This window comes from Mesorhizobium carmichaelinearum (genome assembly GCF_900199455.1).
Taxonomy (GTDB): Bacteria; Pseudomonadota; Alphaproteobacteria; order Rhizobiales; family Rhizobiaceae; genus Mesorhizobium; species Mesorhizobium carmichaelinearum.
The window spans coordinates 271708-298382 of the sequence record NZ_FZQR01000006.1; the positions used below are offsets into that span (position 1 = coordinate 271708).

Sequence of the window (26675 nt, forward strand, 5' to 3'; positions counted from 1 at the left end):
GATTATTCCGGGAATTTCGAGACGATGATGAACATCACGGTGCCGGCGAGCATGGTGATGAAGGAATAGGTGTAGAGCGACAGCGCGAAAGGCTGGAACAGCATCAGGAAGCCGATGGCGATCAGTGCCGTCGCTATGTTTTCCATCAGGCCGCGCCGGGCCCAGGCCGGCCAGCGCGATTTGCGTTTAACGGGATTGTTCATGCTCATTTGCGCACCGCGCCGAAGGTGATGCCGCGCAGCAATTGCTTGCGAAGCAGGATGGTGAAAACCAGGATCGGCACCAAGAAGATCGTCGTGCCGGCCGCAACCGCCGGCCAGTCCTGACCGCCTTCGCCGATAATGGTCGGGATGAACGGCGGCGCGGTCTGCGCCGTGCCGGAGGTCAGCAGCGCGGCAAAGGCATATTCGTTCCAGGCGAAGATCAGGCAGAAGATGGCGGTCGCGGCGATGCCGGTGGTCGCTTGCGGCAGCACGGTGCGCCAGAAGGCCTGCAGCCGCGTGTAGCCGTCGATCATCGCCGCTTCCTCATATTCGCGCGGGATCTCGTCGATGAAGCCCTTGAGCAGCCATACCGCCAGCGACACGTTGACCGCCGTGTAGAGCAGGATCATGCCGAGTGCGGTGTCCGACAGGCCGAGTTCGCGGTACATCAGGTATATGGGGATGGCGACCGCGATCGGCGGCATGAAGCGCGTCGACAGGATGAAGAACAGGAGGTCGTCGGCGAGCGGCACCTTGAAGCGCGAGAAACCGTACGCCGACAGCGTGCCGAGAAAGACAGCGCAGAAGGTCGAGCCGAAGGCGATGATCAGCGAATTGACGAAGCGAGGCAGGAAGTTGGACGGGCCGGCGATCACCATGTTGCGCTTGCGCACGGTCTCGTCGCAGAAGCCGGTCGCCGGTCCCAGCGAGTTGATGTATTCCGGCGTCTGCCGCGTCCGCGTCGTGAACAAATTGCAATAGCCTTCGATGCTCGGCTGGAAGACGATCTTGGGCGGATAGGCGATCGAATCCGGTGGCGTCTTGAAGCTGGTGGCGAAGATCCAGAGCAGCGGCACGATCGAGATCAGCGCATAGGCGATGATGATCGCGCCGGCGATGCGCTTCGAGTTGGCCGAAGGGGCGACGACCGAATGGGCTGTGGTCAGGCTCATCTCTGCTTCACCTTGTTGAGCGCCTTGACGTAGATGTTGGCGAGACCGAACACCGCCACGAACAGGATGATGGCGAAGGCCGAGGAATAGCCGGTGCGCCAGCTCTCGAAGGCCTGCCGCTTCAGCGTGATCGAGGCGACCTCGGTGGTCGAGCCCGGCCCGCCGCCGGTCAACAGATTGACCATGTCGAACATCTTGAAGTTCTCGATGCCGCGAAACAGCACCGCCAGCATGATGAAGGGCAGCGCCATCGGCAGGGTGATCGACCAGAACTGCCGCCAGTTGGAGGCGCGGTCGACCTCGGCCGCCTCATAGATGTATTCGGGGATGGAACGCAGTCCGGCGAGGCAGATCAGCATCACGTAGGGCGTCCACATCCAGGTATCGACGATGATGATCGACCACGGCGCCAGCGACACGTTGGACAGCATCTGGATGTTTGTCGGCGGAATGCCGCTGACGAACGAGATCACGTAGGAGAACAGGCCGATCTGCGGCTCGTAGAGGAAGCGCCAGAAATTGCCGACCACCGCCGGTGACAGCATCATCGGCACCAGGATCAGCGTCGTCCAGAAGGCGTGGCCGCGGAATTTCCGGTCGATCAGCCAAGCCAGGGTGAAGCCGATCAGCGTCTGCAACAGGATCGTCCAGAACACGAAATGCGCCGTCGTCTGCATGGCGATCCAGATGTCCTGGTCGCCGAGGATGCGCTGGTAGTTGGCAAAGCCGAGATTCTTCACCACTTCGTTCGGCCGGTTGGCCCGGTAATTGGTGAAGGACAGATAGATCGCCCAGAACAGTGGGAAGATGTTGATGGCAAGCAACAACAGGATCGTCGGCGAGATGAACAGCCAGGCGAGGCCCTTGTCGCTGATGCCCCGGACCTTGCGGGCCAACGGTTCCGGGGTCGCCCGGGCAACGTTCTCCGCGGTCCGATTGAGCATGGTCAGTCCTGCTTCGGTCACTTGGGTCGTCTCTGTGATGGAATTTATCTGAACTGCGTCCCGTGCCAAGGGTGGCACGGGACGCTTCGGTCCTAGCTCGGGAGGAGCCGGTTACATCTTGCCATCGTCCTGGAACACCTGGGTCCAGTCCTTGACCAGGCCGTCGAGCGCATCCTTGGCCGAACCCTGGCCGGCGACGACATAGTCATGGAAGCGCTTCTGCGAGGCCTGCAGCAGCGGCGCGTAGCTCGGCTCGGCCCAGAAGTCCTTCACGATGGCCATCGAGTCGAGGAAGGCCTGTGCGTAGGGCTGGCTGGCCGGGAACTTCGGATCCTTCACCACGGCGTTCAGGCAGGAGTAGCCGCCGAGCGACCACCACTTGGCCTGCACGTCCTTGTTGGCGAACCACTTGATGTATTTCAGCGCCGATTCGTGCTTGTCGGAATAGGACACCACCGAGATGCCCTGGCCGCCGAGCTGGGCGAACTGGGCGCCGCCGGGACCCTTTGGATTGACGAAGTAGCCGATCTTGTCACCACCGACATTTTCGTCCTTCTGCAGGCCCGGCCAGGTGAAGGCGAAGTTCATGTGCATCGCCACCTGTCCGGATTTGAAGGCATCGACGCCTTCACCCATGTAGCTGTTCGATGCGCCCGGAGGGGTGCAGCAATCATAGAGCGCCTTGTAGAATTCCAGTCCTTTGACCGAGTCGGCCGAATTGACGAAGCCTTCCATTTCGTAGGGCTTCTTCGGGTTCTCATACTGGAAGCCGTAACTGTAGAGCACGTCCATGGCGCCCATGGTGATGCCTTCCGAGCCGCGCTCGGTGTAGATCGAGGCGCCATAGACGGTCTTGCCGTCGATCTGCCGCTTCTGGAAGAATTCGGCGATCTGCTTCAGCTGGTCGAAAGTGGCCGGCGGGCCGAGATCCCAGCCATACTTCTCCTTGAATTCCTTCTGCAGCTCGGGCTTGGAGAACCAGTCCTTGCGATAGGTCCAGCCGACGACGTCGCCCATCGCCGGCAGCGCCCAGTAATTCGGCGTGTTCTTCGGCCATTCCGAATAGCCGACGACGGTTGCCGGCACGAAGTCGTCCATGCTGATCTTCTCCTTGTCGAAGAAGTCGTTCAGCTTGACGTAGTGGCCGTTCTCGGCCGCGCCGCCGATCCACTGGCTGTCGCCGATGATCAGGTCGCACAATTTGCCGTGCGAATTCAGCTCGTTGAGGAAACGGTCGGCATAGTTGGTCCACGGCACGAACTCGAATTTCATGCCGATGCCGGTTTCCTTGGTAAAATCCTTGGACAATTCGACAAGTGCGTTGGCCGGGTCCCAGGCGGCCCAGCACAGCGTCAGGTCTTCAGCGTGCGCGGCGTTTGAGACGGCTGTCGACGCAACGATTGCCGAGGCCAGTCCCAACGCCATTTTCAAGCTCGATTTCATGCCTTCCTCCCATTTGCGAAACGCGTCCGGATGACGGTTTCAAGAGCCTTCAACCTCTCTCCTCAGAGGCCCAAACATGGCGGCGCCGGAGCGCGACAGATGTTTAGTAATTTGTTTAGTGATGCAATTTTTACTAAACAACGCAAGCGAATTCGTCGCTGCGCCGCAACATGACGAAACGGGTGATTGAAATCGTTGGGAAATGAGCGCCGGATGGTTTCTCCGGCAGCCGCTCAGCCGGCTTCGCTGATGACGTTCGTCTGTGGCGTCACCGGCCGGACGGGCGGCGCGGGCGGCAGCAAGGCGCGTATGTCGGCGAAGGGAAATGTCGGCTCGAAGCGAAAAGCCTCGGCCACAGAACCGGGGACAGCGTTGCATTGACCAGCGCGAAATTCATTCTGAATGCGCGCCCTCTCGACATATTGCTCCGGCCGCTGCGAGCGGTGCATGCGGATCGCTTTGGCCTTGATCTCGGCATGGGCGGAAATGTCGACATAGTGTGTCGGCGAGAATCCGGTGCCGCCCATCGTATCGGCATGCAGCACCGGAACCGCGAACGAGGCCGCGATGCGCACGCCGTCCGACAGTGCGCGGTGGTCGGCGTGATAGTCGTTGGGCGCATGCGTGATCACCAGGTCCGGTCCGATCTCGCGGATCAGCGTTTTCAGCGCGCCGATCAGCGCGGCATCGGCGACCAGCTCGCCGTCGGGAAAGTCGAGGAAGCGCGGCGCAGCACTTAGCAGCGCGGCCGCGGCCGTGGCTTCCTCGCGACGGACACGGGCAAGAACCGTGGCATCACTCTTGCCGCCCCTGGCGCCATCCGTGGCCACGGCAAAAGTGAGTTCTGCGCCTTGCGCCGCATAGGCGGCCAGCGTACCGAACATGAAGATCTCGATGTCGTCCGGATGCGCACCGAGCGCCAATATTTTCAAACCACTCTCTCCCCGGAAATGGAAAAACGTGCCGAACGGAATCCTGCTCGCCCTGCTCGCCTATGCAAGCTATTCGGGCAGCGATGCCGTTATCAAGAGCCTGGGCGGACAGTTCACCGTCTTCGAGATCGGCTTCTTCGCCACTTTGTTTGCCGGCTTTTTCCTGTTCTTCACCCGCCCGGTGGGCGAGCGCTGGCGCGATTTCTGGCGCATGAAGCGGCCATGGGCCGTGCAGGCCCGCGCCTGGGCCGGCATCGCCTCCGGCGTGCTCAGCGTCTATGCCTTCACCCACATTCCGCTGGCCGAAGTCTACGCGCTGATCTTCCTGGCGCCGTTGCTGGTCACCATCCTGTCCACACTCATCCTGAAGGAAAAGGTCGGTCCCTGGCGGTGGCTGGCCGTGGTAGCCGGCTTTGCCGGAGTGATGTTGGTGGTGCGGCCGGGTTTTCGCGAATTGAACCTCGACCATTTGGCTGCCTTCGTGAACGCCTTCCTCGCCGCGACCAGCGTCATTCTTCTGCGGTCACTTGCCCAGCAGGAGAAGCGCACATCGATGCTCGGCGTGCTAGTCGGCTATGGCCTGCTGTTCAACGGGGTCGGCGCCGCCGCCACCTCCTTCACCTTGCCGAATGCCATGCAGCTCGTCTGGCTGACGATGGCCGGCGCCTTCACCGCGGGCGGGCAATTCATGCAACTGCTCGCCGCCAAATACGCCCCCGCCAACCGGATCGCGCCGACGCATTACTCGCAGATCGTCTGGGCGGTGATCCTTGGCGCGCTGTTCTTCCAGGAATATCCGGACTGGCTGTCGCTGGTCGGCCTCGCGATCGTCGGTGGGGCAGGGCTGCTCACGATGGTGCGCGAGGAGGTGCGGCTTGGCACGGTGCGCTGGAACCCGTTTGCGCGCACCCGGCTTTGAGCCGGCGCCGGTTGCACGGTGACCGTGACCGCTGATATGCGGACGCGATGACGACAAGATCCCTGCCGGAGCTTCCGGTCACAGCCGTGCTGCCGGCGCTGAGCGAGGCGCTCGGCGCCGGCAACAGCGCGGTGCTGGTGGCGCCGCCCGGCGCCGGCAAGACGACGCTGGTGCCGCTGGCGCTGCTCGATGCGCCGTGGCTGGGTGCGGGCAAGATCATCCTGCTCGAGCCGCGCCGGCTCGCCGCCCGCGCCGCCGCGCGCCGCATGGCGCAATTGCTTGATGAGGAGCCTGGCGGCACCGTCGGCTACGCCATGCGCATGGAGAACCGCACCTCGGCCAGGACCCGCATATTGGTCGTCACCGAGGGTGTGCTGGCGCGCATGATCCTTGACGATCCCGAACTGCCTGGCGTCTCGGCGGTCATCTTCGACGAATTTCACGAGCGCTCGCTCGATGGCGATTTCGGTCTGGCGCTGGCGCTCGACGTGCAAGGTGCGTTGCGGCCGGACCTCAGGCTGCTGGTGATGTCGGCGACGCTCGACGGCGCGCGTGTCGCCAAACTCCTGTCGGGCGCGCCGGTGATCGAAAGCCAGGGCCGCGCCTTCCCCGTCGATGTCAGCTACGACGAACGGCCCGCCGGTGTTCCGATCGAAGATGCGATGGCCAAGGCGATCCGCGCCGCCCTTGCCGACGAGAGCGGCAGCGTGCTTGCCTTCCTGCCCGGCCAGCGCGAGATCGAGCGCACCGCCGAACGGCTGGCCGGCAAGGTCGGCGCCGACACCGACATCGTCCCGCTCTATGGCCAGCTCGACGGCAAGGCGCAGGACGCCGCGATCAAGCCGGCACCGCCGGGCCGCCGCAAGGTGGTGCTGGCGACCTCGATTGCCGAGACCTCCATCACCATCGACGGCGTGCGCGTCGTCATCGATTCCGGCCTGTCGCGGCTGCCGCGCTATGAACCGGCGAGCGGCCTGACGCGGCTGGAGACGGTACGCGTCAGCAGGGCTTCCGCCGACCAGCGCGCCGGCCGTGCCGGGCGCACGCAAGCCGGCGTCGCGATCCGGCTCTGGCGCGCCGAGCAGACGGCGGCGCTTCCCACCTTCACGCCGCCGGAAATCCTCGAAGCGGACCTTTCGGGCCTGTTGCTCGACTGCGCCGCTTTCGGTGTTGCGGATCCTACGGCGCTCGCCTTCCTCGATCCACCGCCGGCGCCGGCGCTCAACGAGGCAAGGGTGCTGCTGCGCGCGCTCCATGCTATCGACGAAGCCGGGCGTTTGACGGAAGCGGGCGCTTCGATGCGCAAGCTCGCTCTGCCGGTGCGGCTGGCACATATGGTCGCCGAAGCTGCGAAGGGCCGTTATGCCTTTGAAGCAGCCATGCTGGCCGTGCTGCTCACCGAACGCGGCCTTGGCGGCGATGGCGCCGATCTGGAGCGGCGGCTGATGCGCTTTCGCGGCGAAAAATCACCCCGTGCCACTGCCGCACGGCAACTCGCGGAGAGGCTGGCCAAGCAGGTGGGCGGGGTGAAAAACAGCGAGGCTGCACCTGCGGGTTCTCTTCTCATCAACGCCTGGCCGGACCGCGTCGCCAAGGCGCGTGGCGAACGCGGCCGCTTCGTACTGGCCAACGGCTCCGGCGCCATGCTCGATGCCGCCGACCCGCTGGCGGGCGAGCCGTTTCTGGTCGTCGCCGACCTGCAGGGCAAGGCGCAGAACGCCCGCATCACGGCCGCCGCAGCAATAAGCGAGGACGACATTCGCGCCGCGCTCACCGACCGGATCGAAACGCGCCGGCAGACGAGCTTCGACCGCGAGCGCCGCGCCGTGCGCGTGCGCGAAACCGTTCGCCTCGGCGCCATCACGCTCGCCGAGCGGATGCTGCCGGCTCCTTCAGGCGCCGATGCCGACCGCGCCATCCTTGACGCCTTGCACGAGCACGGCCTGTCGCTGCTGAGCTGGAGCAAGGAGGCCGAGACGCTGCGCCAGCGGCTGTCCTGGCTGCATCGTGGTCTTGGCGCACCCTGGCCCGATATGTCGGACGAAGCGCTGATCCAGCGCCTCGACGACTGGCTGCTGCCCTTCCTGTCCGGCGCCGCATCCTTGGCCGCCATCGATCCTGGGGTCGTCTCGGCCGCCCTGGCCTCGCTCGTGCCGCACGAGCTGCAGCGCAAGGTCGATGCGCTGGCGCCCACACATTTCGACGCCCCGTCCGGCAGCCATGTGCCGATCCGCTATGACGGCGAATGGCCTGTTCTGGCGGTGCGCGTGCAGGAACTGTTCGGGCTCGACCGCCACCCTTCGATCGCCAACGGCACCGTGCCGCTGACACTTGAGCTCCTGTCGCCGGCGCACCGGCCGATCCAGACCACGCGCGACCTGCCCGGCTTCTGGCGCGGCTCCTGGGCCGACGTGCGCGCCGACATGCGCGGCCGCTATCCCAAGCATGTCTGGCCGGAAAACCCGCTGCTCGCCGCCGCGACAGCCCGCGCGAAACCGCGTGGGACCTAGCGCTTGCCCTTCTGCGGCTGTAATCCATGGCCATGATCAACGTTTTGCGTTCACCCGATTTCCAGCAGAGCCAGCGGCTGCGCCTCAACACGCTGATCCGGCTGCGCTGGCTGGCCATTGTCGGCCAGAGCGTGGCGGTGCTCGTCGTCGCCTATGGTTTGAAATTCCCGCTGCCGGTCAGCCTGTGCTTCGCGCTGATCGCCTGTTCGGCGTGGATGAATCTCTTCCTGGCATTTCGCTTTCCGGCCGCGCACCGGCTCACCCCGTTCGCTGCCTTCGGCATCCTGATCTTCGACAGCCTGCAGCTTGCCGGCCTGCTCTACATGACCGGCGGCCTGACCAATCCGTTCTCGCTGCTGATGACCGTGCCTGTGGTCATTTCGGCGACGTCGCTGCCTCTGCGCCTCACCGCCATCCTCGGCGGGCTGGTGATGATTGCGGCCACCTTACTGGTGTTCTTCCATCTGCCCTTGCCCTGGTATGAAGGCGCGCCGCTGGCCATGCCCTTCATCTATGTCGCCGGCATGTGGATGGCGGTGCTGTCCTCGATCGCCTTCACCGCCATCTATGCCTTCCGGGTGGCCGCCGAAGCGCGGCTTCTGGCCAATGCGCTTGCCGCCACCGAACTGGTGCTGCAGCGCGAACAGCACCTTTCGGCGCTCGATGGCCTGGCGGCGGCGGCGGCGCACGAGCTTGGCACGCCGCTGGCCACCATCACGCTCGTCGCCAAGGAAATGGAAAAGGCCCTCGGCAGCGACCCGAAATATGGTGATGACGTGAAGCTGCTGCGTTCGCAAAGCGAGCGCTGCCGCGAAATCCTCAAGCGCCTGACCAGCCTGTCGTCCGAGGGCGAGGCGCATCTGTCCCGTTTGCCGCTGACCTCGCTGGTCGAGGAGGTCACCGCGCCGCATCGCGATTTCGGCATCTCGATCAAGCTTCGTCCGGGCGACCGGACCGGGCCGGAGCCGGTCGGGCGCCGCAATCCGGGCGTCATCTACGGCCTCGGCAATCTGGTCGAGAACGCCGTCGATTTCGCCCGCAAGAGCGTCACCGTGCGCTGGAGCTGGGACGAGGCCGCCGTCACCTTCTCGATCATCGACGACGGCCCCGGCTTCCCACCTGAGATCATCGACCGCATCGGCGAGCCCTATATGTCGACGCGCCAGGGCACCGAGGCCGGCGGTGGCCTGGGGCTCGGCCTGTTCATTGCCAAGACGCTGCTCGAACGCTCGGGTGCCACGCTCGATTTCCGCAATTCGAGCGGCCTGGGCGAGGGCGCCGTGGTGCAGATTTCGTGGCCGCGCAGTGTCTTTCTGAACCCGGAAACCGCCCCGGCTACCATGTTTGACACTGCGTAAATTGGACAATAGCGACGCAAAACTATATCTGCGTAAAATTAAGGCAGCAGGAATTCTCACGACGATGACAGGCGATGAAAATATTGGCGCAATGGTTGAAGGCGAGGACACCTCGCTTCTGATCGTCGATGACGACAAGCCGTTCCTCACGCGTCTCGCCCGCGCTATGGAAACCAGGGGTTTTGTGGTCGAGACCGCCGAGAGCGTCGAGGAGGCCGTGGGCAAGGCCCGCGCCAATCCGCCGGCCTACGCCGTGGTCGACATGCGGCTCGGCGACGGCAATGGCCTCGACGTCGTCGCCGCCATCCGCGAGAAGCGCGAGGATTCCCGCACCATCATCCTGACCGGCTACGGTAACATCGCCACTGCGGTGACGGCCGTGAAGCTTGGCGCCGTCGACTATCTGTCGAAGCCGGCCGATGCCGACGACATCTTCGCTGCCCTCACCCGCACTTCGGGGGAGCGCGCTGCACCGCCGGAAAACCCGATGTCGGCCGACCGCGTGCGCTGGGAGCATATCCAGCGCGTCTATGAAATGTGCGAGCGCAACGTCTCCGAGACCGCGCGCCGGCTCAACATGCACCGCCGCACGCTGCAGCGCATACTGGCCAAGCGCGCGCCGCGCTGAACCGAGCTTCGTCATCCTTGGGCGTAGTGCCGCAAAGCGGCGCGAAGACCCGAGGATCCATGCCGTAACTTTGATCGTAGGGTGCGGCGGAGCAGAATTCTGCACCGTAGCGCTGCGTCGCTTCGCTCCTTGCTCCGCCTCGGGATGACGAGGCGATGGGCGTTTCGGCCAATTTTCAAGGCATAGATTACCGGTATGAATTCGTACGCCTTGCTTCGCCAGTGATGTTGCGCATCATTGGGTTACAGATTTCCAGCCAATAGACAGGGCGGCTTAACGGAGGCGACATGCAGGATTTGAAGCAGCGGCCGGTATCCGTCTTCCGAGAATTCCTCGACAGCGAGGCGGCCGGCGGCATCATCCTGATGGTGGCGGCGGCCCTTGCCTTGATCGTCGCCAATTCACCGCTCGCAGCAACCTATTTCGCCGTTCTCCATGCCTATCTCGGGCCGCTCAGCGTCTCGCACTGGGTTAATGACGGGCTGATGGCGGTGTTCTTCCTGCTCGTCGGGCTGGAGATCAAGCGCGAGATGCTGGACGGACAGCTGTCGACCTGGCCGCGCCGGGCCCTGCCCGGCATTGCCGCGGCCGGCGGCATGGTGGTTCCGGCACTGGTCTATGTCTTGATCAACCGCAACAACGGGCCGGCACTCTCCGGCTGGGCGATCCCGACCGCCACCGACATCGCCTTCGCGCTCGGCGTTCTGTCGCTGCTCGGCAGCCGCGTGCCGGCCTCGCTGAAGGTCTTCCTGACCGCGCTCGCCATCATCGATGACCTCGGCGCCGTCATCATCATCGCCATCTTTTACACAAGCGGCCTGTCGCTCATCTATCTCGGTGCCGCCTTCGCCGTCATTGCCGTACTCGTCGTGCTCAACCGCATGCGGGTGATGACGCTGGTGCCCTATCTCGTGCTCGGCGCCATCCTGTGGGTCCTGGTGCTGAAATCGGGCGTCCACGCCACGCTTGCCGGCGTCGCGCTGGCACTGACCATTCCGCTTGAGCGCTCCGCCGGGATCGGCCACGATCTCGACCATTCGCCGCTGCACCGGCTCGAGCATGGCCTGCACAGAATAGTGCCCTTCTTCGTCATCCCGATCTTCGGCTTCGCCAATGCGGGCGTTTCGCTCGCCGGCCTCAGTTTTGGCGCGCTGATCGAGCCGTTGACGCTGGGCGTCGCCGCCGGCCTCGTGGTCGGCAAGCTAGTCGGCGTGTTCGGCTCGTCCGCGCTTGCCATAAGGCTCGGCCTCGCCGACCTGCCGGCCCACGCCGGCTGGTCGCACATGATCGGCATCTCGCTGCTCTGCGGCATCGGCTTCACCATGAGCCTGTTCATCGGCCTGCTCGCCTTCGCCAGCGATGTGGCCCTGCAGGACGCGGTCAAGGTCGGCATCCTCGCCGGCTCCTTCATCGCCGCAATCCTCGGCGCCGCCGTCCTGCTGATGGCGCCGGCGGCTGGTGGGGTGGAAGAAGAGACGGAGTAGGGGCGGGATTCTTGGGTTCCTCGCCCCCGCAAAGCGGGGGAGAGGTGGCCCGGCGAAGCCGGGACGGAGAGGGGGACGCCCTCTGTGAAGCCAGAGCACGATGAAGGAGGGGGCGCTTGTCAGCTCCCTGAGGCGACACAATCTCAGGCGCCGCGCTGGCCCCTCTCCGTCCCGGCTTCGCCGGGCCACCTCTCCCCACTGCGTGGGGCAAGGAACCCAGGTTCTGCGAGCTACTCGCTCTCCCCGTGGATCGCCGGCACCGAGACGCCGGCCAGCTCCGCCGCCAGCAGCCGCGCCGCACCTGCCCGCGCAATCCGCAGCATCAGCGCCTTGCGCGTTGCCGCCGCCATGCGATGCTCCGGCGCATCGCGCAGGATTTCGGCGCCGTAGCCGTCGGAAAGGATGAAGCCGCACTCTTCGGGGAAGATGTCCGCCGGCACGCCAGGATGGGTGGCGAAGAAGAAGCGGTCGGAATGCAGCCGGTAATCGGGCCATTTGCGGTCGACCCTGAAATCCTCGATAGAGGATTTGATCTCGATAATCCAGATATCGCCCTGCCGGGTCAGCGCCACGAGGTCGGCGCGGCGGCCGGTGGCCAGCGACAGTTCAGGCAGCACATGCGCGCCCATTTCCATGAGCAGCCGCTGCACCCCGCGTCGCACCAGCATGGCGCGTTCGGACTGGCGGCCGTCGATGAGGGGGTTGATTGCGATGGGGGAAATGATCGGCATGGCAGGCACCATGCCAGATTTTGTTCACGGTTTGAACCATTTTACGCAAGGCGATTGTATATTTGACAAACCCATAGCCGATACAGGCCCGAGGAGAGCCGGTAGGAGGAAGTCGAGTCTATCCAGTGGATCTGTGCGCCAACCTAAGGCTGGGGATCAGTTCGACTCACGCTGGAGAACTCTTTGTCTTTCGAGGAACCGCTTGGCGTGTTCCCCCCACTCCGCAGCCGTCGTTTTGTGCTCTTGAGCGTATGTTTCGAACGCCCTGCGCAGAGCTTCCAGGTCCAAAGCCCAAAACTGCTTGTCTTTATCGTCGTTCAACATAGCGTCACCCAGCCCATTGAGCCGACGATATGCCCTTCAAATCAAGCCTTCAAGAACCGATCCTGACTTCTTTTGGGTGTATCTGCTCTGTCAAATCCGGTGAAACAGCACAGAAAAGGTTCTGCCCTCTACAGCTGGGCAGTCCGTGGGCGGGACTTCAGTCTTAATTGAGCTGCAGCTAATACGCATATAGCTTAGGCAGTGCGGAGACGATCCCAAAAGCCTGACCCGCAACGACCCGGCACGACCCCACGTCCCCCCGACTGCGAGCGTGCCGGGTCGTTCCTAAGGGGGTGCGTGGCAAGCGGACTGGCGGACCTGTCGGCACCATGCCTCGGCGCAAACCAGCATGCACTGTCCAATTCGCGCCGCGGACGAACTGGGGGCTTGATCCCTTGCACGGCGGTCCTATGTCGGGTCGAACGACTTTCGCTCTTCTTTGGAAGACGGCAGAACTTATTTGGAAGTGGCGGGACTAAAGTCTTGCGTGCATATGCACAAAGGTCTGAGAGGACTGTTTAGGTTCCGTTAATGTCCGTTGGACGTTCCGTTACTTTAGTTAGTCGGCATATAAGGGTTGAGGCGGGGGAATGTGCCCGCGGAATGGCCGGTGCAATTTGCGCTTGGGTTTATAGGGGGCTGCACCGGCCATTGCGGGTGTGGGCTTTTGGGTGTGGTTGTCCCCGCGTCGATCAACTTATATGTATATTAGCAACCATGCAAATAAGACTGAAGTCCCTTGTTCCTCAGGATATGGCTGCATCGAGCAGGCAGTTCAACGGGTCGATTGTCTGCAGTCCCTGACTTTTCGGGGCGATCCTATGTTTGACAGATATGGTCTAGATCAATGGGCACTGGTCCTGGACAACAGGTTTAGAACCAGCACGCCAGCCAGGATCAGGCCTATGCCAATGAGGCCCGCAGCATCCGGCCTTTGCCCATAGACAATCCAGCCGACCAGCGCGACAAGGACGATGCCGCCGCCCGCCCAGACAGCGTAGGCGATGCCGATCGGTATCCGGTCCAACACCTGCGCGAGGAAGAAGAACGCTGCCGCGTAACCGAGCAGCACCACGATCGACGGGCCAAGCCTGGTGAAGCCCTCCGAGGCTTTCATCGCGCTCGTTGCGATGACTTCGGCGACAATGGCCAGGGCAAGAATGGCATAAGCAGGCAACGGCGAACCTCCATCGATTGGGAGGTATCTAATGATCAGAAGCCAATGGCGCCGTCACGTTCACTTTCTCGTGATCTCTATTCTGGGCATGGCCCTCAGGCGGACTGTGCAGCGGCCCCATCACCAAGCGCCACTGCCCCCGCCATGTCATCCAGGATCGGGCAGTCAGGCCTGTTGTCGCCATGGCAGGCATGGATAAGTTTCTGCAGGGTCGAGCGCATCGACTGCAGCTCGCGCACCTTCTCTTCGATCGCCGTGACATGGGCGGCGGCGATCTCACGAACGTCGGCGCTGGCGCGGCTGCGATCCTGGTAGAGCGCCATCAACTGGCGGCAATCGTCGATGGAAAAGCCGAGGTTGCGCGCGCGGCGCAGGAAGGCCAGCCGGTGGATGTCGTCACCGGAGTAATCGCGGTAGCCGTTGGCGGCGCGCGCCGGCGCGATCAGGCCGATCTCCTCATAGTAGCGGATGGTCTTGGCCGGCAGGCCGGACCGCTGGGCTGCATCACCGACGTTCATGACTGATCCTCGATTCCAGGTAACCGTTTGATGTCGCCCCCATTGAATTTCCTACACAATCCGGTGAGGGCTGTTGCTGAAATGCCATAGTGAGACGCTTACCAGCATGTAGGGCCACGCATATAGGCATCGTGCGCTTGGCAAGCAAAGCAAATGCCAGCATGAATGATGATCAAGAAAGCGGTCGACTCGTGCCGCTGACATTTGGGCGGGGCTCCGGATCACCACATGCGCATGAAGTCGCTTGCAATAATTGCCGCATTGGCGCTGTCCACGGCCATCGCCGGTTGCAGCACCATTGGCGGGCAGATCTTCTCCAACGACTACGGCGCCGTGACCGATGCTGGTTACCAACTGCCGCGCATCCCGATCGAAAAAGTGCCGAGGCAGTATCACCGACAGGAAGTGAACTACGACACCAAGGAAAAGCCCGGCACCATCATCGTCGATACGCAGAACAAGTTCCTCTACTTCGTCGAGGGCGACGGCCTGGCCATCCGCTACGGCATCGGTGTCGGCCGCGAGGGCTTCGAATGGCATGGCACCGCCCATATCGCGCTGAAGCGTGAATGGCCGACCTGGACGCCGCCGCGTGAAATGATCAGGCGGCAGCCGGAGCTGGCCAAGTTCGCCGATGGCATGGAGCCGGGCCTGAAGAACCCGCTCGGCGCGCGCGCCATGTATCTGTTCAACAAGGGCGGCGACATGGGTTACCGGCTGCACGGCAGCCCGGAATGGAATTCGATCGGCAAGGCGATGTCGTCCGGCTGTATCCGGCTGATGAACCAGGACATCATCGATCTCTACGACCGAACCTCGGTTGGCGCCAAGGTCATCGTGATGTAGGGGCCACGATCCCTCGCGGGATCATGGTCAACGAGAAGACAAGTTTCGTACGCGGACCGTCTAGGCAACAACGGACGTCCCAAACAGAAAACCGGGCAATTCGGCCCGGTTTTTTGTTGTTTGCTCGATGCGACGCCTGCTCGGCGGTCAGGACACCGCCGAGAACGAGGTGGGAACCAAAATTTGGTTGGTGATTGTCTCGGTGATCTGGCCATCACGCTCGGAATCTTCCCGCGCCTGCGTCCAGGCGGGGTCCTTCACGAACGCCGTCCAGCGCTCTTCGCGTTCGGCCAGCGATTCCCATGCCAGCATGTAGGTCAGTTCGTTGTTCGAAGCACCGATCAGCGTGGTAAAGAAACCCGCTTGGCGGATACCGTGCTTTTCCCATAATTTGAGGGTGATCTTGTCGAAGCGATCAAGAAGCGCCGGCAAGCGTCCCGGCAAAGCCCGGTAAACCCGAAGTTCGTAGATCATTTTGGAGTTCCTTCGGATCGATGCGCCGGAAGCGAAGAAAATCGGACCAGATGGTCAGCAGGGTAGAATTATCAAAGGGGCGTCAGGAGACCTGCTCGACCTGCTGTACCTCCGGCACGAAGTAACGCAGGAGATTCTGGATGCCGTGCTTCAGTGTCGCCGTCGATGACGGGCAACCGGCGCAGGCGCCCTTCATGTGCAGGAACACCGTGCCGTTCTCGAAGCCGCGGAAGGTGATGTCGCCGCCATCCTGGGCCACCGCGGGGCGCACCCTGGTGTCGAGCAGTTCCTTGATGGTGATGACGAGTTCCTCGTCCGCCTTGTCGTAGAATTCGCCGGTCTGGCTGGTCTCGGCGGCCGGGCCGGCCTTGGCCATGACAGGCGCGCCGGACATGAAATGCTCCATGATGGCGCCGAGGATCGCTGGCTTCAGGTGCTGCCAGTCGGGGCCGTCCTTGGTCACGGTGATGAAGTCGTAGCCGAAGAAGACGCCGGTGACGCCGGGGATTTCGAACAGCCGGCCGGCCAGCGGCGAGGCCGTTACCGCGCTGTCGGCATCGCGGAAGTCGGCAGTGCCTTCCAGCAGCACTTCCTTGCCGGGCAGGAATTTCAGCGTCGCCGGATTGGGCGTCGATTCGGTCTGGATGAACATGGCCGTCTCCGTGCCCGTTTCGGGCAGCTAGTTTGGAATAATTCTAAATAGGCTCTATCGGCTGGACATTCAAGCGAAACGCATCGCTGGAAAGGCTGGCTGGCGGAATGTTTTTGCTGGCTGGGGAAGAGAATCCCGGGCGGGCTTCAGGCGAGGCTGTCGATCTCCTCGTCGGACAAATTCTGCGGCACGACCGTGACCGGAATGGGGAAGGCCGCGCCCTTGCCGGCCACTGCACCGACCAGCGGTCCGGGGCCTTCCTTGCCGGCGCCGGCCGCCAGCACCAGGATGGCGATATCCTGGTCTTCCTCGATCAGTTTGTGGATCTCTTCCGTCGGCTTGCCTTCGCGCACCACCATTTCCGGCTCGATGCCGAGCTTCTGGCGCACCTTGTTGGCGTGGCCGTCGAGAGCCGCGCGCGCCGTGGCGTTCGCCTCCTCGCGCATGATCTTCTCGACGCCCAGCCAGTGCTGGAAATCGTCCGGTACGATAACATAGAGCAGCACCAGCGTTCCGCTGGTGCTCTGCGCCCGCTTCGAGGCGTAGGCGACGGCGCGCTCGCACTCGGGCGTATCGTCGATGATCGTCAGGAATTTCCTGCGATGACCGGCTTCACGGCTGAGGCGTTTGGAGACCATGTCTATCTACCTAGTGTCGTGATTTCGAAGTTCGCCTGCTTTCGATATCTCGCTCGGAGCGAACTTCGAAATCAAAAACGACACTAGAAATCAATAGTTTGCTCGTTGTCCCTGATTTTGAAATTCGCGTTACCCTTGATATCCAACTCTGGCGAATTTCAAAATCAGAGACACGAGTGTCATTCCGGCCGCAATCTGCCACCGCGGCAGACCGGCGGCAAGCCGCCGGTCCTGGGCCAGTATATGTTGGAGCCAGTCTGTCTCGGCGAGCGCAGTGCAACCGACGATGCGGGTCAGCCCTGCAGCAGGCCGATAATGTCGCGCACGGTTTTCATGGTGGTCTCGGCCAGAACGCCGGCACGTTCGCCGCCGTCCTTGAGCACCGCGTCGACATAGGCGCGATCGCTTTCGATGCGGCGCATCTCGCCGGCGATCGGCGCCAGCTTCTCGACCGCAAGGTCGGCGAGCGCCGGCTTGAACACGGAAAACTGCTGGCCGCCGAATTCCTTCAGCACGTCGGCCTTCGACATCTCGGCCAGCCCGGCATAGATGCCGACCAGATTTTCCGCTTCCGGCCGGCTTTCCAGCCCGCCGACCTCGCTCGGCAAGGCTTCCGGATCGGTCTTGGCCTTGCGGATCTTCTTCGAGATGGTGTCGGCATCGTCGGTCAGATTGATGCGCGACAGGTCCGACGGGTCCGATTTCGACATCTTCTTCGACCCGTCGCGCAGGCTCATGATGCGCGCCGCCGGCCCGCCGATGACCGGTTCGGTGATCGGGAAGAAGCCGTTCACCGTCTCCTCGCCGACCTGCATCTCGACGCCGACGCTAAGGCTGGCGATGCGGTTGGAAAAGTCGTTGTTGAATTTCTGGGCGATGTCGCGGGTCAGCTCCAGATGCTGCTTCTGGTCCTCGCCCACCGGCACATGGGTGGCGCGGTAGAGCAGGATGTCGGCAGCCATCAGCGAGGGATAGGCGAGCAGGCCCAGCGAGGCATTCTCGCGGTCCTTGCCGGCCTTGTCCTTGAACTGCGTCATCTTGTTCATCCAGCCGATGCGCGCGACGCAATTGAAAATCCAGGCGAGCTCGGCGTGCTGCATCACCCGCGACTGGTTGAAGACGATGTGCTTCTTCGGGTCGATGCCCGAGGCGAGGAAGGCGGCGGTGATCGAGCGCGTCTGGTCGGCAAGGTCCTCATGGACCAGCTGCGCGGTCAGCGAATGCAGGTCGACGACGCAATAGATGCAGTCGGACGTGTCCTGCAGCGCGACGAATTTCTTGATGGCGCCGAGATAGTTGCCGAGATGCAGATTGCCGGTCGGCTGGACGCCGGAGAAGACGAGTGGTTTGAAGGCGGACATGGGTTTCCTCATGGCTTGTGGAGGGCCGTATAAGCATGATTCCAAAAAGTTGCAGACTTTTTGGAGCCAATCATGCGGCTGGAAACCGCGCGCGGCGAAAGTCTTGCGACGGCGCGCTTATGAACGAACACGACGCTACGATCAAGACCGCTGTTGCCGTCGGCTTGCCTGGTCTATTCGTCCAGTTCGGTCTTTGCGACCGGTGGTGCTGCTTTGCCCAATCCCCGCTTCACATTGCGCCGGATCATGCCGAAATCGGCGCCGCCGGTGGCAAAGGCGGTGATGAAGTAGAGCAGCGCCCCGCCGGCCACGAGAGTCAGCAGTGTCGTCGCCTTGACGACCAGCGGCGAGCCGGGGCCGAGCCTGACGGCCAGCCAATGCTCGGCGAAATACAGGGCCACCGCCATCACCGCTGCCGACAGCACCAGCCGGGGAATGCGCTTCAGGAGCGGCACGTCGCGGCCCCAATGGCCGCGCCGGATCAGGACGGCAAGCAGCATCAGCGCGTTGACCCAGCCGGCCACGGCCGAGGCGACCGCAATGCCGGGTGCGCCCATCCTGGGAAACAGCGTCAGCGCGGTGGCGACGTTCACCGCCACCGAGATGGCGGCGAAGATCATTGGCGTGCGCGTATCCTCGCGGGCGAAATAGCCGGGGGTGAAGGCCTTGATCAGCACGAAGGCCGGCAGGCCGAGCCCGAAGATCGCCAGGATCGCCGCCACCGTCGGCGTCGAATGGTTGGCGGCGAACGCGCCGCGCTCATAGACCAGCCGAACGATCGGCTCCGCCATCACCCATAGCGCCGCCGCTGCCGGCAAAGTCATGAACAGGGTGAACTCGACGGAGCGGTTCTGCAGATTGGCAGCCTCGATGAGATTGCCTGATTTCAGCGCCCGCGACAGTTCCGGCAACAGCACGATCGCCACCGCCACACCGACGACACCGAGCGGCAGCTGATAGACGCGGTCGGCATAGGCGAGCGAGGACACCGCACTGTCCTGCGCCGACGCGATCGCCGTGCCGATCAGCTGGTTGATCTGGGTGATGCCGCCGGTGATCGCCGCCGGCAGCGCCAGGATCAGCAGGCGCTTGACGTTCGGCGTCATCTTCGGCCGGCGGAAGCCGATCGCGATGCCGGCGTTGCGGACCGCCATCCAGACGATGGCGAGTTGCACGAGCCCCGCCGCCAGCACGCCCCAGGACAGGCTGAAGCCGACAGCACGGGCATCCAACCCATGATACCAGGCATAGCCAAGCACGCTGATCAGGATGATGTTGAGGAAAGCCGGTGCGATGGCCGCCGCGAAATAGCGGCGCAGTGAATTCAGCATGCCCGCCATCATGGCGGCGAGCGACATGCAGATCAGATACGGAAACATGATCGTCGCCAGCAGGACGGTCGTCTCGAACTTGCCCGGCGTATCCGCAAAGCCCGGCGCCACCAGGTAGCGCACGATCAGCGGCATCGCCAGTTCCATGGCGATGGTCAGCGCCAGCAGCGCCGAGAACAGCACGCCGAACACTTCCTCCGAGAAGCGCTTGGCGCCGTCGGTGCCATGCGTTTCGATCTCCTTGGCAAACAGCGGCACGAAAGCGGCGTTGAAGGCGCCTTCGGCGAACAGCCGGCGAAAGGTGTTGGGGAACTGGAAGGCGGCGTTGAAGGCGTCAGCCACCGGTCCGGTGCCGAGCGCTGCCGCCATCAGCATCTCTCGGCCAAAACCGAGCGCGCGGCTCATCAGCGTGCCGGAAGCGACGGTAGCGAATTTCTTGACGAGGCTCATGCGTTCGAAGACTGCCTGTGGGATGGGGACAAAGTGAGGATGGCAGTCACTCGGCGGCCGCCTTGGCCTTGCCATTGCGCTCGGGCGTGATGCCTTCGAGCGTCGCCATCAGCCGGTTGCGGATGGTGGCTATACGAGCCGGGTTGTCGATCTTCTGGCCGGTGAGGTCGGTGACATAGAAGGTGTCGATGACCTTCTCGCCGAACGTGGTGATGTGCGCCGAGGCGATGTCGAGCGACAGGTCGGACAGCGTGCCGGTGATCTCCGACAGCAGGCCCGGGCGGTCGAGCCCTTCGACCTCGATGACCGAGAACCGGTTCGACAGCGTGTTGCGAATCTCGGCGCGCGGCGGGATCTTGAACACCTTGGCGCCGCGCCGCGGCTTGGTGCGTTTCTCGATCATCTCCGGCAGCCAGCTCTTGCCCGACAGCACGTCTTCGATCAGCCGGCCGACGCGCTCGGCACGACGGCGCTCGTCCTCGTCACGGTCGAATTCCCGCGAGATCAGGATCGTGTCCAGCGCGCGGCCATCCGAGGTGGTGAAAATCTGCGCGTCGACGATGTTGCCGCCGGCGCCGGCGCAGGCTCCGGCAATGACCGAGAGAAGACGGGGATGGTCCTGCGCCAAAACGGTGATCTCGGTCACCGCCTCGAACTGATGGGTCTTGACCATGGTCGCGAGCTTGTTGCCGGCCGCGTCCGCCTCGCGGATGAATTCGGCGTGGCGAATCTGGTCCGGCAGGTCGACGGCCAGCAGATAGTTCTCGTAATGCAGCGCGACATAGCGTTTGCGGGCCTTGTCGGGCCAGTCGGCGAGCGCCTCGGCCAGGCGTTCGCGCGCCGCCGCCGTGCGCTGCGCGCGCGACACTTCCGAGAAGCCGCCGGTCAGAAGCAGCTCGGTCTCGTAATAGAGCGTGCGCAGCAGCTGGCCTTTCCAGCCGTTCCAAACACCTGGTCCGACACCCCTGATGTCGCAGACGGTGAGGATCAAAAGCATCTTCAGCCGCTCGACCGACTGCACGATCGCGGCGAAATCCTCGATCGTCTTGCGGTCGTTGAGGTCGCGGGTCTGCGCCGTCATCGACATGACGAGGTGGTTTTCGACCAGCCAGGCGACGGTTTCCGTGTCGGCGGCCGACAGCCCCATATGCGGACAAATGCGCCGTGCGATGCGGGCGCCAGCCTCGGAATGGTCTTCCGGCCTGCCCTTGGCGATGTCGTGCAGCAAGACGGCGACGTAGAGCGCCTCGCGGCTCTTCTTCAGGCCCGGCATCAGCGAATGCGACAGCGGATGCACCTTCTCGCCGTCGCCGCGTTCGATCTCTGCCAGCACGCCGATGCAGCGGATCAGGTGCTCGTCGACCGTATAGTGGTGGTACATCGAGAACTGCATCATGGCGACGATCTTGCCGAAATCGGGGATCAGCCGCCCCAGCAGCCCGGCCTCGTTCATGCGCCGCAGATTGAGCTCGGCATTGCGGTCCGAGGTCAATATGTCGAGGAACAGCCGGTTGGCCTCCTCGTCGCGCCGCAGCGACTTGTTGACCAGGCCGAGCGAGCGGGTGAGCAGTTTCAGCGCATCGGGATGGAATTCCAGCCCGTGCTTGTCGGCGAACCAGAACAGTCTCAAAAGATTGACGGGATCGCGCTCGAACACCTGGTCGTCGGCGATGTTGATGCGGTGGTTGTCGACAATGAAATCGGAAGTGCCGGCGAGCTTGCGCTTGCGGCGCTGGAAGGTGAGGAAGATGCGGTTGAAGCCAGGTACGTGCTTGGCCTGTTCCTCCTCGAGCGCGGCGCAGAAGATGCGGGTCAGGTCGCCGACATCCTTGGCGACGAGGAAGTAGTGCTTCATGAAGCGTTCGACCGCCGACAGGCCGGGATGGGTGGTGTACCCCAGCCGCTCGGCGATCTCGCGCTGGATGTCGAAATGCAGCCGCTCCTCGGCCTTGCCGGTGAGGAAATGCATGTGGCAGCGCACCGCCCACAGGAAGTCTTCGGCCTTCTGGAACTCGCGGTACTCGGCTTCGGTGAAGACGCCCTTCTCGACCAATTCCTCGCCGGTACGCACCCGGTAGAAGTACTTGCCGATCCAGAACAGCGTCTGCAGGTCGCGCAGGCCGCCCTTGCCGTCCTTGACGTTGGGCTCGACCAGATAGCGGCTTTCGCCGGCCTTGGCGTGGCGGTCGTCGCGTTCGGCGAGCTTGGCCTGCACATATTCCGGCCCGGTCGTGCGCACCACCTCGTGGTCGAAGCGCAGCATCAGCTCGTCATAGAGCTTGCGTTCGCCCCACAGGAAGCGCGCTTCCAGGATCGAGGTCCGGATGGTGATGTCGGTGCGCGACAGCCGCAGGCACTCATCGATGTTGCGGGTGGCGTGGCCGACCTTCAAGCCCAGATCCCACAGCATGTAGAGCATGTATTCGACGGTCTGCTCGCCCCACGGCGTCTGCTTGTAGGGCAAGAGGAACAGAAGATCGATGTCGGATCCTGGCGCCAGCGTGCCGCGGCCATAGCCGCCGACCGCCACGACGGCCATGCGTTCGGCCGACGAACGGTTCTTCACCCGGTAGACATGCGTCGCCGCGAAATCGTAGAGCGCCCGGATCAACTCGTCCATGAGGTGCGACAGCCGCTCGGCACAGGCATTGCCGCCGCCATCCTCTTTCAGCATGGCTTCGGCGATCTTTCGGCCCTCGGCAAGCCGGGCCTTGAGAAGCTGCAGAACGCCGGCGCGGGCAGCCGCTCCGGAACCGTCGCCGGCTGTGGCCGTCGTCAGCGCGGTCATTTCGCGGCGCAAGGCTTCGCCGTCGATCAGTTCATCGAGCTTCAGGGAGATTTTCGCCATAGGTACCGGTTGGCCTTGCCTTTTGGGCGGCGTCTATAGCGCGTTTTCGCGGCGCTGGGTATGGGGCCTGCCGACAGCCGGTAAACGACCTAGTCCGTTGCCTCGGTCGGGTCGAGCGGTACGACGATCCGTTGCCGGAATCTGCAGAAGTCAGCGATCCACCCCATGGTTCGCCTGGCCTCTCTGCTGATTCTCACGGCTATCGGCTTCCTTTGCCTTGTCATAAGGCCGCTCGCGGTCCGCGCGGCATCGCGTTCCTGGTCAAGCAGGCTTGGCAGCCTGTCGGCAACGAACTGGTCCTGCGCGCAGAGCGCCGGAACAAGTTGGTAGATGGTCTTGCCGGCTGACATGATGGGGTTAAAGATGAGATCATCGACAGCTATGTTGACCTGCGCCGTTGCCTCCAGAAAGTCGCGTGCCGTTTGCCGCGAGAGGAGATAGCCTCCAGCCCCCGGATGGCCCTTGCGAAGCCGGACCATGGAAAAACCGTGTCCGGCGGCAATCTTTCGCCTCTCGATCACGGTTCTGGAGAAAAACGTCTCGAGCTTCACGACATCCGCGTCTGCCGGCACCCAGTCCGTATCACCCAACAACATACCGGCCTTGCTGGAGAAGACCATATCGTCCTCAAACACAGCGCCGTAGGGAGCGTCGTCCTGGGCAATGATCGTCCAGCAGGCACGATGGCTATGCAGGCAGGCGATTTCGCTGCCGGAAAGCGGCCGGTTGGCGTGTATCGCGTGCTGTGGTTGCAGCACCAGCTCGGGATGTTCCTTGCTATCGATTGCCGCGACCCGCTCGAATCCGATGCCAATACGGGCGAACTCGGCTGTCATATGGGCAAGCCGGTGGGGAGATCGATCGAGATTAATAACCAGGCGCTTCATTTTTCGAGCTATTTTGTACGAAAACTTCTTGTGCGAAATCGTAACGTTCACAGGAATCGCCAAGCACCGCAGGAGCCTTCTAGCACAGGTGACGTTGTGGTTTGTTGAGCGTCTCAGAAGTGGATATTATGCCACAATCAGAAAGACAAGCTTTTAAACCCAGCCATCTTCCCAGGATTACCGGGGGATTACATGCTGCGGGCGGCAGGGGGAATTCTCTATTCAAGGTCACCGGCGGCAAGACGGAATTCGTCCGGAGCCCAGGATTTCCCTCGCTAGCTCGAGCAGTTCCGACCGTGAGTGTCGGATAAGCTGGTTTTCACGGATGTCCATACGCGTTTGCGGGCGCGCCGGGTATCAGGTCCTGCGCTACGGAATCTGAGCTCTTTCTGGGCGAACAGCCCGGTCGGGGCCCCAAATGCGAAAAATCGGAACAGCCCTTGACCTTCCAGTTACTGGAAGCACTACCTCCGCACCAGACAGAGGCACAGAGGCATTTTGGCATGACGCATCCGGACCATGATCACCACGGCGACCACCATGCACATGGTGCGCATGGCAGCTGTTGCGCGCCGAAAGGTGTGGATGCGGCGGCCGTTCTGCGCGATCCGGTCTGCGGCATGACCGTGGATCCGACCGCTGGCAAGCCGACATCGGAGCATGGCGGTCGCCTCTATCATTTCTGCAGTGAAGGTTGCCGCTCGAAATTCCAGGCCGAGCCGGAAAAATACATGACGGCCACCGACCCCGTTTGCGGCATGAGCGTCGACCGCGCCACGGCCAGGCACTTCGTCCGCCATGAAGGCCAGGCCCTCTATTTCTGTTCCGCCGGCTGCAAGGCGAAATTCGAGGCGGCCCCGCAAACCTATCTCGGTGACAGGCCGGCGCCGCAGCCGGCGCCCAAGGGCACGCAATACACCTGCCCGATGCATCCGGAGATCATCCGCGACAAGCCTGGCTCCTGCCCGATCTGTGGCATGGCGCTGGAGCCGATGGGCGTGCCATCAGGAGATGAGGGGCCAAATCCCGAGCTGGTCGACTTCACCAGGCGGCTCTGGGTCAGCGCGGCCCTGTCGATCCCGCTTTTGATCATCGCCATGGCGCCGATGGTCGGTCTGTCGCTTGATAGTCTTGTCGATGATCGCACAAAGGTCTGGATCGAGCTGCTCCTGGCAAGCCCGGTGGTGCTTTGGGCCGCCTTTCCCTTCTTTCATCGTGGCTGGGAATCGATCCTCAACCGCAGCCCCAACATGTGGACGCTGATCTCGCTGGGCGTCGGTGCGGCCTATCTCTACAGCGTCTTCGCCACGCTCTTCCCCGACATCTTCCCGCATCAGTTCCGCGGCCATGGCGGTGCGGTGCCGGTCTATTTCGAGGCTGCCGCCGTCATTGTCGCGCTGGTCTTCCTCGGCCAGGTGCTGGAATTGCGCGCCCGCGAAAAGACCGGATCGGCGATCCGCGCCTTGCTCGATCTGGCGCCGAAGACCGCGCGGCGTATCGCCGAGGACGGTTCCGAGACCGACGTGCCGCTGGACAGTGTCAAGGCCGGTGATCACCTGCGCATTCGGCCCGGCGATGCCGTGCCGGTCGACGGCACCGTGCTCGAAGGCCGCTCCTCCATCGACGAATCCATGATCACGGGCGAGCCGCTGCCGGTCGAGAAGGCCGAAGGCGACGCCCTGACCGGCGGCACGCTCAACAGACAAGGTTCGTTGATCATGCGCGCCGAACGCATCGGCGCCGAGACCACGCTGGCACGCATCGTCGAACTGGTTGCCAAGGCACAGCGTTCGCGCGCGCCGATCCAGGGATTGGCCGACCGCGTCTCCTTCTACTTTGTCCCGGCCGTCGTCCTTGTCGCCATCGCGGCGTTCATTGCCTGGGCAATCTTCGGCCCCGAACCCAGCCTGATCTTTGCCATCGTCTCGGCGGTCTCGGTGCTGATCATCGCCTGTCCCTGTGCGCTCGGCCTTGCCACGCCGATGTCGATCATGACCGCCACCGGGCGCGGCGCGCATGCCGGCGTGCTGATCAAGGAAGCCGCCGCGCTCGAACGCTTCGCCTCCGTCGACACGCTGATCGTTGACAAGACCGGAACGCTAACCGAAGGCCGGCCGAAACTGACGAATGTTGTCGTGGCAAACGGCTTTTCCGAAGACGAATTGCTGGGGCTCGCCGCGAGCCTGGAGAAGGGCTCGGAGCATCCGCTGGCCGAGGCCATCGTCGAGGGTGCTGCTGCGCGCGGTATTACCGTCACTGAAGCCAGCGATTTCGAGGCCGTCACCGGCAAGGGTGTATCCGGCACGGTGTCGGGCAAGACTGTCGCACTCGGCAACGCCACGATGATGCGCGATCTCGGCATCGATGTCTCCGCCGTCTCGGCCGGCGCCGAAGCACTGCAGGGCGATGGCAAGACGGCGATGTTCGTCGCCGTCGACAAAAGGCTGGCCGGCATCGTCGCCGTCGCCGATCCGGTCAAGGCGACCACCGCCGAGGCGATCAAGGCGCTGCATGACAGCGGCTTGAGGATCATCATGGCGACCGGCGACAATGAGCGCACCGCGAACGCAATCGCCAAAAGCCTCGGCATCGACGAGGTTCGCGCCGGTCTGCTGCCGGAACAAAAGGCGGCCCTCGTCGAGGAACTGCGTGGCAGGGGCGCCGGTGTCGCCATGGCCGGCGACGGCGTCAACGACGCACCGGCCCTGGCCAGCGCCGATGTCGGCATCGCCATGGGCACCGGTGCCGACGTTGCGGTCGAAAGCGCCGGCATCACGCTGGTTAAGGGCGACCTTAACGGCATCGTGCGGGCCCGTACGCTTGCCCAGGCCACGATCGGCAACATCCGCCAGAACCTGTTCTTCGCCTTCCTCTACAATGTGCTTGGCGTGCCGGTCGCCGCCGGCGTGCTCTATCCGCTCACCGGCATGCTGTTGTCGCCGATGCTGGCGGCGGCGGCGATGAGCCTGTCCTCGGTTTCGGTCATCGCCAACGCATTGCGGCTGCGGACGTTGAAACTCTGATCCAAACCCCCAAATACGAAACCCAAGCAACAGGAGACCAT

At 63.3% G+C, this 26675-nt stretch carries 22 protein-coding genes; 7 read left to right on the top strand and 15 right to left on the bottom strand.

Annotation, left to right across the window (positions count from 1 at the left end; translation table 11 throughout):
- Positions 1 to 2: 2 nt before the first annotated feature.
- The 5 genes from CKW40_RS16395 to CKW40_RS16415 form a co-directional block, all read right to left on the bottom strand.
- Positions 3 to 209, bottom strand: coding sequence for a hypothetical protein (locus CKW40_RS16395; RefSeq protein WP_095200917.1), 207 nt, complete (start codon positions 207 to 209; stop codon positions 3 to 5).
- Positions 206 to 1156: a carbohydrate ABC transporter permease gene (locus CKW40_RS16400; protein WP_056569523.1), complete on the bottom strand. Its 951-nt coding sequence runs from the start codon at positions 1154 to 1156 to the stop codon at positions 206 to 208. The genes CKW40_RS16395 and CKW40_RS16400 overlap by 4 nt, the downstream gene beginning before the upstream one ends.
- The gene (locus tag CKW40_RS16405) at positions 1153 to 2100 is read right to left on the bottom strand and encodes a carbohydrate ABC transporter permease (protein WP_095201049.1); all 948 of its coding nucleotides are present in this window, start codon (positions 2098 to 2100) and stop codon (positions 1153 to 1155) included. Before CKW40_RS16405 ends, CKW40_RS16400 begins: the two co-directional genes overlap by 4 nt.
- Positions 2101 to 2211: 111 nt before the next feature.
- The gene (locus CKW40_RS16410; protein WP_095200918.1) at positions 2212 to 3543 is read right to left on the bottom strand and encodes an ABC transporter substrate-binding protein; all 1332 of its coding nucleotides are present in this window, start codon (positions 3541 to 3543) and stop codon (positions 2212 to 2214) included.
- A 233-nt stretch (positions 3544 to 3776) separates the two neighbouring features.
- Complete coding sequence (locus tag CKW40_RS16415) at positions 3777 to 4475, bottom strand: PIG-L deacetylase family protein (protein WP_095200919.1); 699 nt, start codon at positions 4473 to 4475, stop codon at positions 3777 to 3779.
- A gap of 28 nt (positions 4476 to 4503) precedes the next feature.
- Between CKW40_RS16415 and CKW40_RS16420 the strand changes: the two genes are divergently transcribed.
- The 5 genes from CKW40_RS16420 to nhaA all read left to right on the top strand — a co-directional run bounded on the left by CKW40_RS16420 (position 4504) and on the right by nhaA (position 11374).
- Positions 4504 to 5394, top strand: coding sequence for a DMT family transporter (locus tag CKW40_RS16420; RefSeq protein WP_095200920.1), 891 nt, complete (start codon positions 4504 to 4506; stop codon positions 5392 to 5394).
- Between the two features lie 47 nt (positions 5395 to 5441).
- The gene (gene hrpB, locus CKW40_RS16425) at positions 5442 to 7904 is read left to right on the top strand and encodes an ATP-dependent helicase HrpB (protein ID WP_095200921.1); all 2463 of its coding nucleotides are present in this window, start codon (positions 5442 to 5444) and stop codon (positions 7902 to 7904) included.
- A 26-nt stretch (positions 7905 to 7930) separates the two neighbouring features.
- A complete protein-coding gene (locus CKW40_RS16430; RefSeq protein ID WP_095200922.1) occupies positions 7931 to 9262 on the top strand; it encodes an ActS/PrrB/RegB family redox-sensitive histidine kinase in 1332 nt (443 codons plus the stop codon).
- 64 nt (positions 9263 to 9326) lie between these two features.
- Complete coding sequence (locus CKW40_RS16435; protein ID WP_010913121.1) at positions 9327 to 9890, top strand: ActR/PrrA/RegA family redox response regulator transcription factor; 564 nt, start codon at positions 9327 to 9329, stop codon at positions 9888 to 9890.
- Positions 9891 to 10177: 287 nt separating this feature from the next.
- Positions 10178 to 11374 (top strand): Na+/H+ antiporter NhaA, encoded by a 1197-nt coding sequence (nhaA, locus tag CKW40_RS16440; RefSeq protein WP_095200923.1) that lies wholly within the window; start codon positions 10178 to 10180, stop codon positions 11372 to 11374.
- Between the two features lie 230 nt (positions 11375 to 11604).
- On the opposite strand, the gene CKW40_RS16445 is transcribed toward nhaA, so the two are convergent.
- From CKW40_RS16445 to cueR, 3 genes are all read right to left on the bottom strand, one after another.
- Positions 11605 to 12105 carry an MmcB family DNA repair protein gene (locus CKW40_RS16445; RefSeq protein ID WP_179297990.1) on the bottom strand — a complete coding sequence of 167 codons (501 nt, stop codon included), beginning with the start codon at positions 12103 to 12105 and terminating at the stop codon, positions 11605 to 11607.
- A gap of 1168 nt (positions 12106 to 13273) precedes the next feature.
- Positions 13274 to 13606 (bottom strand): SMR family transporter, encoded by a 333-nt coding sequence (locus CKW40_RS16450; RefSeq protein ID WP_095200925.1) that lies wholly within the window; start codon positions 13604 to 13606, stop codon positions 13274 to 13276.
- A 95-nt stretch (positions 13607 to 13701) separates the two neighbouring features.
- Entirely contained in the window at positions 13702 to 14124 is a 423-nt protein-coding gene (gene cueR, locus CKW40_RS16455) for a Cu(I)-responsive transcriptional regulator (protein WP_095200926.1), read from the bottom strand.
- 228 nt (positions 14125 to 14352) lie between these two features.
- On the opposite strand from cueR, the gene CKW40_RS16460 reads away from it, so the two are divergent.
- Positions 14353 to 14970: a L,D-transpeptidase gene (locus CKW40_RS16460; RefSeq protein WP_095200927.1), complete on the top strand. Its 618-nt coding sequence runs from the start codon at positions 14353 to 14355 to the stop codon at positions 14968 to 14970.
- A 147-nt stretch (positions 14971 to 15117) separates the two neighbouring features.
- On the opposite strand, the gene CKW40_RS16465 is transcribed toward CKW40_RS16460, so the two are convergent.
- The 7 genes from CKW40_RS16465 to CKW40_RS16495 form a co-directional block, all read right to left on the bottom strand.
- Positions 15118 to 15444, bottom strand: a complete 327-nt coding sequence (locus CKW40_RS16465; protein WP_027039720.1) for an NIPSNAP family protein — start codon at positions 15442 to 15444, stop codon at positions 15118 to 15120.
- A gap of 82 nt (positions 15445 to 15526) precedes the next feature.
- Entirely contained in the window at positions 15527 to 16096 is a 570-nt protein-coding gene (locus CKW40_RS16470; protein WP_095200928.1) for a NifU family protein, read from the bottom strand.
- Positions 16097 to 16242: 146 nt separating this feature from the next.
- Positions 16243 to 16734 (bottom strand): universal stress protein, encoded by a 492-nt coding sequence (locus CKW40_RS16475; RefSeq protein WP_095200929.1) that lies wholly within the window; start codon positions 16732 to 16734, stop codon positions 16243 to 16245.
- 293 nt (positions 16735 to 17027) lie between these two features.
- Positions 17028 to 18095, bottom strand: a complete 1068-nt coding sequence (gene trpS, locus CKW40_RS16480; protein WP_095201050.1) for a tryptophan--tRNA ligase — start codon at positions 18093 to 18095, stop codon at positions 17028 to 17030.
- A gap of 173 nt (positions 18096 to 18268) precedes the next feature.
- Complete coding sequence (gene murJ, locus CKW40_RS16485) at positions 18269 to 19876, bottom strand: murein biosynthesis integral membrane protein MurJ (RefSeq protein WP_095200930.1); 1608 nt, start codon at positions 19874 to 19876, stop codon at positions 18269 to 18271.
- A 46-nt stretch (positions 19877 to 19922) separates the two neighbouring features.
- Complete coding sequence (locus CKW40_RS16490; protein WP_095200931.1) at positions 19923 to 22724, bottom strand: [protein-PII] uridylyltransferase; 2802 nt, start codon at positions 22722 to 22724, stop codon at positions 19923 to 19925.
- An 89-nt stretch (positions 22725 to 22813) separates the two neighbouring features.
- A complete protein-coding gene (locus CKW40_RS16495) occupies positions 22814 to 23611 on the bottom strand; it encodes a glycosyltransferase family 25 protein (protein ID WP_095200932.1) in 798 nt (265 codons plus the stop codon).
- A gap of 503 nt (positions 23612 to 24114) precedes the next feature.
- On the opposite strand from CKW40_RS16495, the gene CKW40_RS16500 reads away from it, so the two are divergent.
- The gene (locus CKW40_RS16500) at positions 24115 to 26634 is read left to right on the top strand and encodes a heavy metal translocating P-type ATPase (protein WP_095200933.1); all 2520 of its coding nucleotides are present in this window, start codon (positions 24115 to 24117) and stop codon (positions 26632 to 26634) included.
- The last annotated feature ends 41 nt before the right edge of the window (positions 26635 to 26675 follow it).